At 67.9% G+C, this 14,356-nt stretch carries 13 protein-coding genes; 7 read left to right on the top strand and 6 right to left on the bottom strand.

Annotation, left to right across the window (positions count from 1 at the left end; all coding sequences use genetic code 11):
* Positions 1-52: 52 nt before the first annotated feature.
* The 6 genes from GO308_RS15050 to GO308_RS15025 form a co-directional block, all read right to left on the bottom strand.
* The gene (locus GO308_RS15050; RefSeq protein ID WP_046408751.1) at positions 53-1,480 is read right to left on the bottom strand and encodes an efflux transporter outer membrane subunit; all 1,428 of its coding nucleotides are present in this window, start codon (positions 1,478-1,480) and stop codon (positions 53-55) included.
* Complete coding sequence (locus GO308_RS15045; RefSeq protein WP_046408750.1) at positions 1,480-3,006, bottom strand: DHA2 family efflux MFS transporter permease subunit; 1,527 nt, start codon at positions 3,004-3,006, stop codon at positions 1,480-1,482. Before GO308_RS15045 ends, GO308_RS15050 begins: the two co-directional genes overlap by 1 nt.
* Complete coding sequence (locus GO308_RS15040; protein ID WP_082102869.1) at positions 3,006-4,244, bottom strand: HlyD family secretion protein; 1,239 nt, start codon at positions 4,242-4,244, stop codon at positions 3,006-3,008. The genes GO308_RS15045 and GO308_RS15040 overlap by 1 nt, the downstream gene beginning before the upstream one ends.
* 336 nt (positions 4,245-4,580) lie before the next feature.
* Entirely contained in the window at positions 4,581-5,387 is an 807-nt protein-coding gene (locus tag GO308_RS15035) for an NUDIX domain-containing protein (RefSeq protein WP_046408748.1), read from the bottom strand.
* 23 nt (positions 5,388-5,410) lie between these two features.
* Positions 5,411-5,860, bottom strand: coding sequence for a PaaI family thioesterase (locus tag GO308_RS15030; protein ID WP_046408747.1), 450 nt, complete (start codon positions 5,858-5,860; stop codon positions 5,411-5,413).
* Between the two features lies 1 nt (position 5,861).
* On the bottom strand, positions 5,862-6,671 hold the full coding sequence (locus GO308_RS15025; protein WP_046408802.1) for an enoyl-CoA hydratase-related protein: 810 nt from the start codon (positions 6,669-6,671) through the stop codon (positions 5,862-5,864).
* Positions 6,672-6,797: 126 nt separating this feature from the next.
* On the opposite strand from GO308_RS15025, the gene GO308_RS15020 reads away from it, so the two are divergent.
* From GO308_RS15020 to GO308_RS14990, 7 genes are read left to right on the top strand one after another with little or no spacing between them, the layout of a single operon-like run.
* Entirely contained in the window at positions 6,798-7,562 is a 765-nt protein-coding gene (locus GO308_RS15020) for an FCD domain-containing protein (RefSeq protein ID WP_046408746.1), read from the top strand.
* A 46-nt stretch (positions 7,563-7,608) separates the two neighbouring features.
* On the top strand, positions 7,609-8,745 hold the full coding sequence (locus tag GO308_RS15015; protein WP_046408745.1) for a nitronate monooxygenase family protein: 1,137 nt from the start codon (positions 7,609-7,611) through the stop codon (positions 8,743-8,745).
* A 29-nt stretch (positions 8,746-8,774) separates the two neighbouring features.
* The gene (locus tag GO308_RS15010) at positions 8,775-9,947 is read left to right on the top strand and encodes a transporter (protein ID WP_191320879.1); all 1,173 of its coding nucleotides are present in this window, start codon (positions 8,775-8,777) and stop codon (positions 9,945-9,947) included.
* Positions 9,944-10,402: an OB-fold domain-containing protein gene (locus GO308_RS15005; protein WP_046408743.1), complete on the top strand. Its 459-nt coding sequence runs from the start codon at positions 9,944-9,946 to the stop codon at positions 10,400-10,402. Before GO308_RS15010 ends, GO308_RS15005 begins: the two co-directional genes overlap by 4 nt.
* Before the next feature lie 4 nt (positions 10,403-10,406).
* Positions 10,407-11,627, top strand: coding sequence for an acyl-CoA dehydrogenase family protein (locus GO308_RS15000; RefSeq protein WP_191320878.1), 1,221 nt, complete (start codon positions 10,407-10,409; stop codon positions 11,625-11,627).
* On the top strand, positions 11,628-12,722 hold the full coding sequence (locus GO308_RS14995; RefSeq protein ID WP_191320877.1) for an acyl-CoA dehydrogenase family protein: 1,095 nt from the start codon (positions 11,628-11,630) through the stop codon (positions 12,720-12,722).
* Between the two features lie 17 nt (positions 12,723-12,739).
* The gene (locus GO308_RS14990) at positions 12,740-14,353 is read left to right on the top strand and encodes an acyl-CoA synthetase (RefSeq protein WP_191320876.1); all 1,614 of its coding nucleotides are present in this window, start codon (positions 12,740-12,742) and stop codon (positions 14,351-14,353) included.
* Positions 14,354-14,356 lie beyond the last annotated feature (3 nt).

The following is a 14,356-nucleotide window of genomic DNA, read 5'->3' as shown; positions in this document are numbered from 1 at the left end:
GAAGCGGCGCCGTCACGCGGTCAGGCCCCTCCCTGGCATGGCTGCAAGACCGTCACTGCTGGCTCCATCCCAGTCCTATCGCCTTCTGCAAGGCGATGAATGCACGATCAAGTTCACCCGTCGCTTCCAGGACCGACTGATCAGCAGCCAGCGCCGCGCGTTCGGCCTCGATGGATGTGGTCAGCGGGATCGCCCCCTGCTCGTATCGCTGCTTGGCGTAGGTCGCCGACTGCCTGGAACCATCCCGGCTCGCGATGCTCGAAAAGAGGTTACGTCGCTGATTGCCGAAGCGGGTCAGGCTGGTTTCCGCATCGGACAGCGCGCCGAGAACAGCCTTCCGATATTGTGCTTCAGCCTCGTCACGGTCGGCCCGCGCCTGTTCGACCCGGGCACGATTGCGGCCGAAGTCAAGGAAGCTCCAGCTGATCCGCGGCAGCAGCAGACCCGCTACGCTGTCAGGATCGACCGCATCGGCAATATTGGGACCACCCAGGCCGATGATGCCCATGATACTGACCGAAGGGAACTGCCGGGCAATGTTGACGCCAATCTTTGCGTTCGATGCCGCCAGCTGCCGCTCGGCCGCGCGAATGTCTGGGCGGCGCCGAAGCATGGCGGCGGGATCGCCGATCGCGACAGTCCCGGGGATCATCGGAATCGGAGCGGGCGCGGAGAGCGCCGCGTCGTGCGCACCGGGCTCGTCGCCGGTGAGCAGGGCAAGCTGGTCCAGCGTGGTCGCGATCTGTCCCTCAAGCGGCAACAGTCCCGCCTCCGTGCGAGTCAGCTCGGTCTTCAGACGCACCACCTCGTCGCGCGATGAGGCGCCGCGCTGCTCGCGCTGTTGCAGCAGGGCGAGTGATCGCTGCTGAAGCTGCGCGGAGCGGCGCGCCAGGATCAGGCGCTGCTGGAGTTCGCGCAAGGTCACATAGTTCTGGGCCACCTCCGCCGAGAGACGAACTTGCGCATCAGCTCTATTGGCTTCGGCCGCCTGAGCCTGGGCCTCGGCACCTTCGGCCGCGCGGCGCCGTCCGCCGAAGAGATCGATCTCCCACGACGCATCAAGGCCGGCATTGTAGAATTCGGCCCTGATACGATCGGATTGCTCGCCCTGCGTCGGCAGCGCGAGCGAGCCTGCGGGAAGATCGGCGACGATCGCAGTGCCCGACGCCGAGACGGTGGGCAGCTGGTTCGCGCGCTGTTCGCGCAAGCTGGCGCGCGCCTTGCGGATGCGCGCCTCCGCGATCGCCACGTCGGGATTTGAGGCAAGCGCGCGGTTGATCAGCGTCGTGAGCTGCAGATCGCCCATGCCTTCCCACCAGCGCGCAACAGGGGCTTGCGGTGACGTGACTACCTGATCTGCGCGGCGAAATGTCGTTCCGGGACGCTCGCCGCTCGCGACGCCCGGCGGGCCTCCATAATTGGGTCCGACGACGCAGCCGGTCAGGAGGGCGGGCAGAATGGCCCAGCTAAGTCGCTTCATCAGTGCATCGCCATCTGCGTGTCGGAGGAGATCGGGCGGAGGAACAGCGCCAGCGGGGTAGTGATCGCAATCGCGACGCCGAGCGCGAAAAACAGATCGTTATAGGCCATGACGGTAGCTTGCTCGAGGAGCTGCCCGGCAAGCTGCCTATAGGCGCCCGCTTCGCCGGACGGCATGGACATGGCCTTCGCGAACCACTCCTGCGTGGTCGCCGCGTTGGCCGACACCGTCTCCCCTAGCCGATTGAAATGCAGGAAAGTCTGCCGGTCCTGGAGGGTCGCCATCAGGGCGAGGCCGATCGATCCGCCAAGGTTCCGTCCCGCGTTGAACAGCGCGGACGCGTCGCCGGCATCCTCGGGCGCCACGGCGCTGATCGCGGCCTGGTTAAGGAACATCATGGCGAAGATCTGCCCGAAGCCGCGGACGAGCTGGGAATCCCTCAGATCGCCCCCCGCCGATTGTGCGGTGAGGTGCCAATCCATGGCGCAACTGACGCCGATCAGCGTCATCCCGACGAAGACAGCCAGCCGGACATCGAGATATTTGAACGCGAGCGGCAGGAACGGCATCAGCATCAGGGCAGGGATGCCGGAGACGAAGACCACCTTGCCCGATTGCAGGGCGCTGTAATCCGCCATCGACGAGAGGAATTGCGGGATCAGGAAGGTCACGCCGTAGAGCACGACGCCGATGACAAGGCTGAGGACGAAGACGCTGCCGAACGACCGGCTGAAGATCAGCGACAGCTTGAGAACCGGATGCGCGGAGCGGACCTGTCCGATCGTGATGAGCGCAAAGCCGAACACCGTTGCGATCGCGAGCTTCACGATCATCGCGGACTCGAACCACATCTCGCGCTGTCCCTCCTCCAGCATGACGGTGAGCGCTCCCAAGCCGATCGCGAGCCCCGCGATCCCGAACCAGTCGGCATGGCGCAGCTGGTCGAGCCGCAGCTTCTCGTGCTTGAGCCCGAACAGCAGGAGCAGGACGAGCCCGGCACAGACCGGCACGTTGAGGAAGAAGGCATAATGCCAGCTGTAATTGTCGGTGAGCCAACCACCGATGATCGGCCCGAGCACCGGGCCGAGGATCGCGGTGCCGCCGAACGCGGCGGTGCCGATCGGCTGCTGTGACGGGGGCAGCCGCGTCGCGATGATGGTCATGGCAGTCGGAATCAGCGCACCACCGGTAAAGCCCTGGCCCACACGGCCAGCGATCATCATCGGCAGCGTCGTCGAGATGCCGCACACGACGGAAAAGCCGGTGAAGCTGATCGCCGCGCCCAGCAGGAAGTTGCGCAGACCGAACAGGCGCACCAGGAAGGGGCTTAGCGGGATCATGACGATCTCCGCCACGAGATAGGAGGTCGCGACCCAGGTGCCCTCGGTGCCGCTCGCGCCGATTTCGCCCTGGATTGTGGGCAGGGCCGCATTGACGATCGAGATGTCGAGAAGCGCCATGAACGACCCGATCGTGCCTGCAGCGACGGCAAGCCAGTCGCGCAGGCCGGCGCGTTCCGCCGCCATCAGCGCGCGCCCTGCGTCTCGCCGCGCTTCAGCCGCTCGGTTTCCTGCTTGATTCGTTCCCGGCTTCCCTTGGCGCCGATCGTGTCGACCGTCACCTCCACCGACAGTCCGGGACGCAGCACCCGCCGCGCCTCCGGACCCGCCTCGATGCTGATCCGCACGGGCACGCGCTGGACAATCTTGGTGAAGTTCCCGGTCGCGTTCTCGGGCGGGATGAGTGAAAACTGCGCGCCCGTCCCCGGAGAAAAACTGGCGACCCGGCCTCGCAGTTCGGCACCGTCCAGTGCATCCACCTTGATGGTCACGGGCTGCCCGACGCGCATCAGCGCGACCTGAGTTTCCTTGAAGTTCGCCTCGATGTAGAGTTGATCGACTGGCACCACCGACATCAGCCGGGTCGCCGGCTGGACATATTGCCCAGCCCGGACGGCCTTGTCGGCGACAACGCCGTCGATGCTGCTGCGGATCTCGACGGCCCCGAGGTCCGTCGAGGCGCGCGCAAGCTGCGCCTGCGCGGTGCCACGCTGCGCCTCCGCCTGACCGATGCGAGCCGCTTGGGTTGCAACACTGCGACGGGCGGCGAGGTAGGCCGCTCGCTGCGCGCGCAGCTCCGCGGCAGCCCGGTCACGCTGAAGCACCAGGCTTGCCAGCCGCTCACGCGATTCCGCCCCTGTCCGGGTGAGCGGTTCGTAGCGTCTTACCTCGTTCTCTGCCGCTGCGGCGGCAGCCTCGGCGCTCGCGACCTGGGCGGCCGCCTGGGCGACCGTGGCCTGTTGCTCATCAAGTGTCCGGCGCGCAGTGGTGATGTTGGCGCCGGCTGCGGCGATCTGGGCTTGCGCCTCTTCGACATTGGCGCGGTAGTCGCGAGGATCGAGCACGGCGAGCAGCTGACCGCGACGGACAGGCTGGTTGTCGGCGACGAGAACACGCTCGACATAGCCGCCCACCTTCGGCGAGACGGTCACGAAGTCCGCGCGCACATAGGCGTTGTTGGTCGACTGCAGGAACTGGCCGCTCGCGCGGTAATTCATGTACCAAACGATAGCCGCGATGATGCCGGCGACAAGCGCGGCGATGAGGACGTAGCGAATGATGGGGTAGCGCTCGAGAAGCGACGGCTTCTTTTCGCCATTCATCTCCTCGGAACCGTCCTCCGACCTGGATTCTGGGTGAAAATTCGCGTCCGGGTCGTCATGTCTCACTTTGTTTTCGTGGTTCTCAGCCCGATCGTCAGCCACCCTGCCGTCCCGTCAAATGTAAACCGAACCGTAGCATAGTCGGAGCTCGAGAGTAACGCTACAGACATTCCGGGCGTCGCACATATGACGCCCGAATGAGTCGCGTCGGGAAGCTAATCCGACGCTGGCCAAACCACGTTCGAATTGTGTCTCGCCGCCACCCAAGATGTGACGGTCGGTATGTGCAGATCCTGATCTCGATCTGGCCGGGCGCCAGCCGACGCGAAACGTCGGCCTTCGGCAACTTCCAGGTGTCAGGCCAAAGTCCCAAGAAAAGGCCGCTCTGTTTTGCCAGAGCGGCATGGGGAGGTTCTGCAATAGTCGGAACCTGGGATGTCAGGCCCTGAGCTCAGTCAAACTCTGTGTGACTTCACCATAGCCAGCATCGAGCGGAATGGTCAGAACGCGCTCTCCGTCCCGTGTCTCGATCTGCGGGAGCACGGTGACCAGCGGACGTGCCTCCGCTCGGGCGAGGCAATCCGCTGCGCTCTCGGCCTCGGCCAGCAGCTTCACGTTCATCAAGGTGGGGAAGATCACGGTTCGGGCGCCGCTTCGGGCGAGGTCCAGGACCGACTCTGGCGCGATCCACTCGGCATCGACCGTTTCATGTCCGTCGCAGATCGCGACCTGGTCGGCCGGAGCGGGGGCAGCGTAGAACCAGGTGTCGAACCGCTTCGGCATCATTTCTGGAGTGATCCAGCGGGCGAAAACGGTCAGGGCGGTCAGCGAGAGCTTCACCCCCAATCCGGCGACGACATCGAGGAAGGCGAGTTCCCCGGTATCGACCTTCCGGCGGGCCTCGGCGTCGCATACACTGGAGAAGCCGCGGCCGTCGGGATAGTTGGCCAGCAGGATCCCCGCTTCCTCGAACGCCTCGCGGATGGCGCCGATGCGCAGCGCGCGCTGGGTCGCGTCGATTTCGTCCCACCCGGTTACGTGATCGCGCCAGCGCGGATCGTCGTCACCGGGGTGCATCTTGCCTCCCGGGAACACCAGCGCTCCCGAGGCGAAATCGATCTGGTGGTGTCGTCGCACCATGAGCACCTGATATTCGGGCACATCCCGCAGCAGCAGGATGGTGCCGGCCGGTCGCGGCTCGGCCGGAGTGCGCCTGGCGTCCGCCGACGCGGTCTCGATGCTCATGATCTCTCCTATTCTCTGCACGGTCATGTCGCGATGCCGCCGTCCCGCATGAGATACGAACCGCGACCGCTGGCGAGCAGCACGTCGTCGGGCGAGCGCACCTCGCTGTCCGCGACCGACAGCGTCCGTCCTATCTTCACGACGCGCGCGTGGATGTGAAGCGGGCCGCCGCTTGCCGGACGGTGATAATCGACGTGGAGCGACGCGGTGGCGCTGACCGCACGCGTCCTCGTCAGCAGGACATACATGCCGGCGAGATCGATCAGGCTGGCGAGCACGCCGCCATGCACGGACGGGATCCGCGGATTCGATACGATCTCGTCGCGCCACGGCATGCTGAGGTGAAGGACACCGTCTGTCACGTCCTCGACGCGAAGCCCGAGCCAGGCGTGGAACGGCGCGATCGAGAGCGCGCCTTGCAATGCGGCGCCCGCCAGCCCGTTCGCGATACCCGAGGATGCCTCGTCAACCATCTCAACGTCCCTTGAAAACGGGTGTACGCTTTTCCATGAAGGCGCGCGGACCTTCGCGCGCGTCTTCAGTTCGGAACACCGGCGCGGCGAAGCCCGACTCGAGGTTCATGCCTTCGCTCTCCGGCCGCCCGATACAGGCGCGCGCCGACGCGCGGATCGCCTGCACCGCGATCGGGCCGTTGGCGGCGATCCGTCGCGCGAAGTCGAGCGCCGCAGGCAGCACCTCCTCCGGCGCAACGACGCGGTTGAGGAAGCCATAGTCGAGCGCGGTTCCGGCATCGATCAGATCGCCGGTGAGCAGCAATTCCATCGCGCGCGCAAAGGGAAGCTGGCGCGGCAGTCGCACCGTCGATCCCCCGCCCGGGAAGATCGCCCATTTGACCTCCTGCACGCCGAAGCGCGCGGCGCTCGATGCGATCCTGAGATCTGTACCCTGGACCAGTTCCATGCCGCCTGCGATCGCATGCCCGTTGATGGCGGCGATCACCGGCTTGACGACGTCAAATGTGCGCAGCAGCGCGGTGCCGAGAATATCGCGGTCAGCGAGCACGCGGCGATCCCACTCGTCCTCCGGCGGTCGCCCGCCGCTGACGAGCGGGATAAGGCGGCCGAGGTCGGCACCCGAGCAGAAGGCGTCGCCGGTGCCGGTCACGACCGCGACGCGGATCTCGGCGGCGTCGCGCACCCTGCTCCAGCAGTCGGCCAGTTCCACCAGCATCTGCGGATCAAGCGCGTTGCGCGCCGCGGGTCGGTTGAGATGGATGATGGCGATATATCCATCGGTTTCCATCCAGGCTGCGTTGTCGGTCATCAATTCCCCTCCCGCGCTTTAACATTATACCCTTTTAATAGCCTTGCAAGCCGGCGACGGCAGCAATTTGCCGCTGGACAAAGATAAAGCAGTGGAGCAATATAAAACCATGATAAGGATTCATTGATGCCGGACGTGGATGAGCAGGGCGAGGCGCTCTCGTTCGCAAGGGGCAAGCGCGCGCTTCGCGTGGCGCAGGCGATCGTGCACGACATCGAGGCCGACGCACGCCAGGTCGGCGACCGGCTGCCTCCGGAGCACGACATGCTCGCGCGGTACGAAGTCGCCCGCGCCACATTGCGTGAGGCGCTGCGTTTTCTGGAACTGCAGGGCGTGCTCCACCTGCAGCCCGGTCGAGGCGGCGGGCCGGTGGTCGCGCGGCCGCAGATTGGCGATTTCACGAGTTCGCTTGCGCTCGTACTGCACTTCGTCGGCACCGACCTGCGCGCGCTGATCGAGCTGCGCGAGGCGCTGGCCCCGCGGGCGGCCTCTCACGCTGCCCGGCGCGCAACGGCGGCGGATCTGATGGCGCTGGCAAGCTGCTTCGCCGATCTCGAGCAGCAGGTGGAATCGATGCTGTTCGAGGAAACCAACCGGCGCTTCCACGACCTTCTGGCATGGGCGAGCGGCAATCCGCTGTTCGGGTTGCTCACGTCCGCGCTGCATCTGCTGACCCGCGACCTTTCGCGCCAGCTCGGCTATTCCGAGCACGAGCGCGAGAACCAGGTTCGTCGCCTCGCGCGCGTCGTCCATGCGGTGCGGCTGCGCGACGCGGTCACGGCGCGGCGCGAGATGGAACGGCTCGTCGAGGGATCGGCGGAATATCTCGGGCGGCGCAGCCCCGACCTGATGGATCAGAAGGTGCGCTGGACCCAGGCGTTCGAGGCGTAGCCGCCGGAGTAGATCAGCAACGAGAACGATGTGGGAGAGACGGACAATGGCCCTGAACAGCCGAATCTGCGGGATGCTCGGCATCGACTATCCGATCGTCCTGGCCGGCATGGGCGGGGCAAGCGTCCCGCGACTGGCGGCGGCGGTGTCCAACGCGGGCGGGCTGGGCGTGCTCGGCGCGGCAGCGTGCTCACCCGAGCAGCTCCGCGCGTGGATCCGCGAAACGCGCGCGCTGACCGACAAGCCGTTCGGCGTCGACACGCTCCTGCCCGCCTCGGTGCGGCGCGGCTCGGCGCCGCAAACCGGGGCCGCGCCGGCGGACCCGCGCGCGGTGCTCGCCGACTATCAGGCGTTCACGCGCGACTTCATGGAGCGCGAGGGGCTGGAGATCGTCGCGCGTGATTCCGGCCGCGCCGTCACGGAGGGTGCGGCAAACGGCGGCGCGGCGCTGTTCTCCAAGGAGTTCTTCGAGGCCCAGATGGAGGTCGTCGTCGAGGAGAAGGTGCCCGTCTACGCGGCGGGGCTCGGCAATCCGGGGCCGTGGATGGATCGACTCCACGCCAACGGCACGGTCGTCATGGCGGTCGTCGGCAAGGTAAAGCACGCGCTACAGGTGGTGGAGTCGGGCATCGACGTGATCGTGGCGCAGGGGCACGACGGCGGCGGGCATAATTCGCCGATCGGCACCATCTCGCTCATCCCGCAGGTCGTCGATGCCGTGGGGGACCGGGTGCCGGTGCTCGGCGCTGGCGGCATCTCCGACGGGCGCGGTGTGGCCGCGGCCTTCATGCTGGGCGCCGAGGGCGCCTGGGTCGGCACCGCGTTCCTTGCGACGGAGGAGGCAGGGATCGAGGACTTCCAGAAGGAAGCGATCGTCGACAGCGGCGATGCCGATACCGTGGTAAGCCGCTCGATCACGGGCAAGCCTGCCCGCATGATCCGCAGCAAGTGGGCCGACGCCTGGGTGGCGGCGGGCAAGGAGCCGCTGCCGATGCCATACCAGTCGATGATCGCCGGTCCGGTGATGGCGTCGGGCATCCGTGCGAAGCGCAAGGACATCATCCCGGGCTTCGCCGGGCAGGGCATGGGGCTGATCCACGCCGTGCGCCCCGCCGCCGAGGTGATGCGCGACCTCGTCGCCGATGCCGAGCGCGCGCTCGGCCGCGCGGCGGGCCTCCGCTGAGGGTCGCGGCTGGTACAGGAGGGACAGATATGACCTTCTCGGACAAGGCGGCGATCACCGGCGTCGGGGAAACCGATTACGTCAAGGGCACCGAGCGCACCGCGGTGGACATGATGCTGGAGGCGTCGCGGCGCGCGATCGCGGACGCGGGGCTGCGCCCGTCCGACATCGACGGCATGGTGCCGCCGCCCATCTACACCACGTCGGAGGAACTGGCGGCGAACCTCGGCATCGACGTGCTGCGCTACGCCGCGACCGTCCACATGGGCGGCGCGAGTCCGACGACCGCGCTCCAGCATGCGGCGATCGCGATCGCGGCGGGGCTGTGCGACCACGTGCTCGTCACGCTCGGCTGGAACGGCTTCTCCGCGCTGCGGCCCAAGCCGGGCGCTCCGCCCACGCGGCCGATGAACATGAACACGCTGACCAACACGATCCGCGGGTATTACATGCCCTATGGCGTGTTCCTGCCGGTGCAGATGTATGCCTGGCTGGCGACCCGGCATTCGCAGCTCCACGGCGTCGGTCCGGAAGCCATGGGGGCGGTGGCGATGGCGTGCCGACGGCATGCGCAACTCAATCCGAAGGCGTTCACCTACGGCCGGCCGCTCGACTGGGAAACCTACCACGACGCCCGGATGGTGTCGGAGCCGTTCCGGCTCTACGACTGCTGCCTCGAGACCGACGGCGCGTGCGCGGTCGTCGTCTCGCGCACCGACCGCGCGCGCGACATGCCGCATGTGCCCGTCACAATCGCAGGCGCCGCCGAGGGGCATCCCTATCCCGCGGACGATATCCCCTCGCGCCCGGATCCGTTCAAGATCGGGCTGAGCTACGCCGCGCCCAAGGCCTTCGAAATGGCCGGTGTGCGCCGCGAGGAGATGGATTTCCTCCAGGTCTACGACTGCTTCACCTACGTCGTGCTGCTCCAGCTGGAGGCGATGGGCTATTGCGAGCCGGGCGGCGCGCTCGACTTCGTGCGTGACGGGCAGATCGAGCTCGGCGGGCGCTTTCCGCTCAACACCCATGGCGGGCTGCTGAGCGAGGCGCACGTGTGGGGGCTCAACCACGTCGTCGAGGCCGTGCGCCAGCTGCGGCACGACTGCGGCGAGCGCCAGGTGCCGGGAGCACAGACGGGGCTCGTCACCGGCTGGGGCGACCTGGGCGACGGCAGCATCGCCATCCTGCGGAGGTTCGCATGAACGACGACGACATTGCGCCCAAGCTGCGGGCACCCGCCGTCTCGCCGCCCAAGCCGTTGCCGCACCCGCAGGATCCGGTAGAGCAGGAGTTCTGGCAGCGCTGCCAGGGCGGCACGCTCCATTTCCAACGGTGCGGCGAGTGCCGGACGTGGCGCCACCTGCCCCGCTACATGTGCGCGCGCTGCGGCTCGCCGTCGTTCGCCTGGGAGCCGAGCAGCGGGCGCGGGCGGCTGTTTTCCTGGACGGTGACGCACCAGGCGCTTCACCCCGCCTTCGCGGCCGACGTGCCGTATGTAGCGGCGGTGGTCGAGCTGGACGAGGGCGTCCGCATGGCGACCCGGCTGACCGGCGCCGACCCTGCCACGCTCGCGCTCGACATGCCGGTGGCGCTGGCCTTCGAAACGATCGGCGACGGGTTTCGGCTGCCCGTCTTCACACCAGCTGCAGGAGCGTGAACCGATGGACCTGAGTTACGGCCCGGAATACGAGGCGTTCCGCGATGAGCTGCGCGCGTTCATCGCCGAGAACCGCCACCGTGCCCCGGCCGCGCCCGGCGCGGCGCAGCGCGCCGGGGCGGACGCGGTCGCGTGGCAGCAGCTGCTGCTCGAACACGGCTACACCGCGCGCACCATTCCGCGCGAATATGGCGGCTTCGGCGCCGAACCCGACATCCTCACCTCGCGCATCATCGCCGAGGAGTTCGCCGCGGCGGGCGTGCCGGGCGGGCTGTCGAACCAGGGCATCTCGATGCTCGTTCCGACGCTGCTCGAGCTCGGCACGGAGGAGCAGAAGCGCCGCTGGATCGCGCCGACGCTGCGCGGCGAGATCGTCTGGTGCCAGGGGTATTCGGAACCGGGCGCGGGCTCTGATCTGGCGGCGCTGCGCACCAGCGCGCGCGAGGAGAACGGCGAGTTCGTCATCAACGGGCAGAAGATCTGGACCAGCACCGCGCATCAGGCGGACATGATCTTCTGCCTCGTGCGGACGGAAGCGGACGCGCCCAAGCATGCGGGGATCAGCTACCTCATCTTCTCCATGAAAACACCCGGGATCGAGGTGCGCCCGCTGCGCACGATGACGGGCCACGCCGAGTTCAACGAAACCTTCTTCACCGACGTGCGCGTGCCCGTGGACCAGATCGTCGGCCAGCGCGGGCAGGGCTGGATGGTGGCCAACGCCACGCTCGGTTACGAGCGTGGCATGCTGGGCGACCCGGCGGCGCTGGAGAATCGCCTCGCCGCGCTCGTGCAGCTGATGCACGATGAACGGATCGACGGCGTGCGCGCGATCGACAACGCGGCATTGTGCGACCGGCTGGTGGCGCTGCAGGCCGAAGTCGCGGCGATGAAGTTCAACGGCCTGCGGCTGCTGTCCAATTCGCTGAAGGGCGAACCCGGCGGCCTCGCCAAGCTGATCGTCAAGCTCCAGTCGTGCGAACTGGCGCACCAGATCTCGGCGCTGGCGATCGACGCCATGGGGGAGCTCGGCCTGCTGTACGGCGGCAGCCGGCGCGAGCGGGCGGGCGGAAGCTGGCAGTGGAACTACATGTTCCAGCTCGGCCTCATCGTCGGCGGCGGCACCGCGCAGATCCAGAAGAACATCATCGCCGAGCGGGGGCTCGGCATGCCGCGCGAGCCGAAGCTGGAGCACGCGCGCGCACCCAAGGCGGAGGCGGCATAGATGGATTTCGGTCTTTCCCCCGAGCAGCGGATGCTGCGCGACGCGGTCGATCGGCTGCTGCGCGAACATTGCCCGCTCGATCACGTCCGCGAGGTCGCGGAGGGCGGCCATGCCGTCAGTGCGGCGGTGGTGGCGGCGCTGTCCGAGCTTGGCCTTTCCGGCATCATGGTGCTCGAGGAGCACGGCGGCCTCGGCCTGGGCCTGCTCGATGCCTTAGTAGTGGCGGAGGCGCTCGGCGCAGCGGTGGCGCCGGTGCCGTTCGTGGCGCGCTGCGTCCTCGCCCCGCTTGCGCTGCGGCTTGCCGGCACGCCGGCGCAGCAGGCGCGCTGGCTGCCGCGCATTGCCGACGGCAGCGCGCGCTTCGGCGTCGGGCTGACCGAGGTCGTCAACCGTCGCGACGGCGGCGGCGTCACGGCCGCGGACGGCACGCTCAGCGGCTCCGCGCTGTTCGTGCTCGACAGCGCCGACGCCGATGCCTTTGTCATCGCCGACCAGGGCGGCCAATTGCATCTGGTCGCCGGCGAGGCGGACGGGCTCGAACGCCTTCCGCTGTCCACGATCGACCTCACGCGGTCGGTGGGAGAGTTGCGGCTCGACGGCGTCGCGGCCGAGCCGCTCGGCGAGGACGACGGCGGGACCGCCAACCGGCTTGTCGCCGCGGGCCGCGTGCTGCTCGCGGCGGACAGCGTGGGCGCGGGCGACGTGATGATCGCGCGGGCGGTCGATTATGCCGGGGAGCGCGAGCAGTTCGGGCGCGTCATCGGCAGCTTCCAGGCGGTCAAGCACATGTGCGCCGAGATGGCGGCGCGGCTGGAGCCGTGCCGATCGCTCGTCTGGTACGCGGCGCATGCGTTCGACGCGGTCCCGGATGAGGCTTTGCTGATGGCATGTCATGCCAAGTCTCACACCGGGGAGGTGGGCCGATTCGTCGCGCGTACCGCCACGGAGGTCCACGGCGGGATGGGGTTCACCGACCTGCTCGGCCTCCATTACTGGTTCAAGCGCATCGGCTTCGACCGGCAGTTGCTCGGCGGGCCGGAGATCGTGCGCGCGGAGGCGGCCGCGCTGCAGGGCTGGGGCAAACGCGCCGCCTGAGACGAGGAGCAGCAGGCATGACGCAGTGGAACCTGGGCGACATCCTCGACGCGATCGAGCCCGTAATGCCCCACAACGCCCCCGCGCTGATCCACGGCGACCGGGTCATCACCTGGCCCGAGATGGCGCGCCGTTCAAACAACATCGCGCGGGCGCTGCGTGCGCGGGGCGCGGGACCGGGCGCCAAGGTCGCCTTCTATATGCGCAACCGGCCCGAATACGGCGAGCTGATGGCGGCGTGCTTCAAGGGACGCCTGACCCACGTCAACATCAACTACCGTTATCGGCCCGACGAGGTGTTCTACATCTTCGACGACAGCGACAGCGAGGTCGTGGTCTACAGCGCCGAGTTCCGCGCCTGCATCGAGGAGCTGCACGGCCGGCTCGGCAAGGTGCACACCTTCGTGGAGATCGGTCCTGAGGCGGAGCGCGCCTCGTTCGCGCTGCCCTACGAGGCGCTCGCGCGGGAGGGCGACGGCGCGCCGCTCGGCATCGCGCGCTCGCCCGACGACGAGTTGTTCATCTACACCGGCGGCACGACGGGGATGCCGAAGGGCGTGATGTGGCGGCACACCGACATGCGCGAGGCGCAACTCGACGCGCAGCGGCTGATGGGGCCGACGCCCGCCGACCTTGCAGAAACCGCGGCGCTGACCGCGCGCGACGGACCGGGCCGGCGTACGATGCCCGCCTGCCCGATGATGCACGGCACCGGCTTCATCACGTCCATCGGCACGCTGATGAGCGGCGGCTGCATCGTGACGCTCGGCGGTGAATCGTTCGATGCCGACGAGCTGTGGCGGTCGGTCGATCGCGACCGCGTCGAATCGATCGCGATCGTCGGCGACGCCTTCGCCAAGCCGATGCTGGCCGCGCTGGATGCCGCGCCCGGGCGCTACGACACGTCCAGCCTCGTCACGATCGTTTCATCCGGGGTGATGTGGAGCCGCGAGGTGAAGGCTGGGTTGATCCGGCACATCCCGCAAGTCGTGCTGATGGACAGCTTCGGCGCGTCGGAAGGGCTGGGGTTCGGCCTGTCGGTCACCAGCGCGGCGGGCGAGACGGCGACCGCACGCTTCACCATCGGCGGGCTGTGCGACGTGTTCGACGAGCATGACCGGCCGGTCGTGCCGGGCAGCGGCACGCCCGGTTTCATCGCGCGTAAGGGCGCGATCCCGATCGGCTACTACAAGGATCCGGAGAAAAGCGCGAAGACGTTCCGCACCATCAACGGCGTCCGTTACTCGATGCCTGGCGACTGGTGCACCGTCGCCGCGGACGGGACGCTGACGCTGCTCGGGCGCGGCAGCGTGTGCATCAACACGGCGGGTGAGAAGGTCTATCCGGAAGAGGTGGAGGAGGTGCTGAAGACGCATCCAGCGGTCGCGGACGCGCTTGTGGTCGGCGTGCCCGACGAGAAATGGGGCCAGGCGGTGACGGCGGTGGTCCATGCCGCACCGGGGGCGACAGTAGACGAGGCGGCGGTGCGCGCTCACGTGCGCGCCGCGCTCGCCGGCTACAAGACGCCCAAAGCGATCGTCGTCACGGACCGACCGCTGCGCGCGCCGAACGGCAAGGCGGATTACAAGGCGGCGACCGACATCGCCGTCGCGGCAGTCGCTGCGCGATGACGG

Source organism: Sphingomonas sp. SFZ2018-12 (assembly GCF_022496715.1).
Taxonomy (GTDB): domain Bacteria; phylum Pseudomonadota; class Alphaproteobacteria; order Sphingomonadales; family Sphingomonadaceae; genus Sphingomonas.
This window is presented reverse-complemented; position numbering and strand designations above follow the sequence as displayed.

Excerpts from the sequence above, each read along its gene's own strand:
- GO308_RS15010 (WP_191320879.1), top strand. The coding sequence starts at position 8,775 with ATGACCTTCTCGGACAAGGCGGCGATCACCGGCGTCGGGGAAACCGAT.
- GO308_RS15050 (WP_046408751.1), bottom strand. The coding sequence starts at position 1,480 with ATGAAGCGACTTAGCTGGGCCATTCTGCCCGCCCTCCTGACCGGCTGC.
- GO308_RS15000 (WP_191320878.1), top strand. The coding sequence starts at position 10,407 with ATGGACCTGAGTTACGGCCCGGAATACGAGGCGTTCCGCGATGAGCTG.
- GO308_RS14990 (WP_191320876.1), top strand. The coding sequence starts at position 12,740 with ATGACGCAGTGGAACCTGGGCGACATCCTCGACGCGATCGAGCCCGTA.
- GO308_RS15005 (WP_046408743.1), top strand. The coding sequence starts at position 9,944 with ATGAACGACGACGACATTGCGCCCAAGCTGCGGGCACCCGCCGTCTCG.
- GO308_RS15025 (WP_046408802.1), bottom strand. The coding sequence starts at position 6,671 with ATGACCGACAACGCAGCCTGGATGGAAACCGATGGATATATCGCCATC.
- GO308_RS14995 (WP_191320877.1), top strand. The coding sequence starts at position 11,628 with ATGGATTTCGGTCTTTCCCCCGAGCAGCGGATGCTGCGCGACGCGGTC.
- GO308_RS15035 (WP_046408748.1), bottom strand. The coding sequence starts at position 5,387 with ATGAGCATCGAGACCGCGTCGGCGGACGCCAGGCGCACTCCGGCCGAG.
- GO308_RS15045 (WP_046408750.1), bottom strand. The coding sequence starts at position 3,006 with ATGGCGGCGGAACGCGCCGGCCTGCGCGACTGGCTTGCCGTCGCTGCA.
- GO308_RS15030 (WP_046408747.1), bottom strand. The coding sequence starts at position 5,860 with ATGGTTGACGAGGCATCCTCGGGTATCGCGAACGGGCTGGCGGGCGCC.
- GO308_RS15015 (WP_046408745.1), top strand. The coding sequence starts at position 7,609 with ATGGCCCTGAACAGCCGAATCTGCGGGATGCTCGGCATCGACTATCCG.
- GO308_RS15020 (WP_046408746.1), top strand. The coding sequence starts at position 6,798 with ATGCCGGACGTGGATGAGCAGGGCGAGGCGCTCTCGTTCGCAAGGGGC.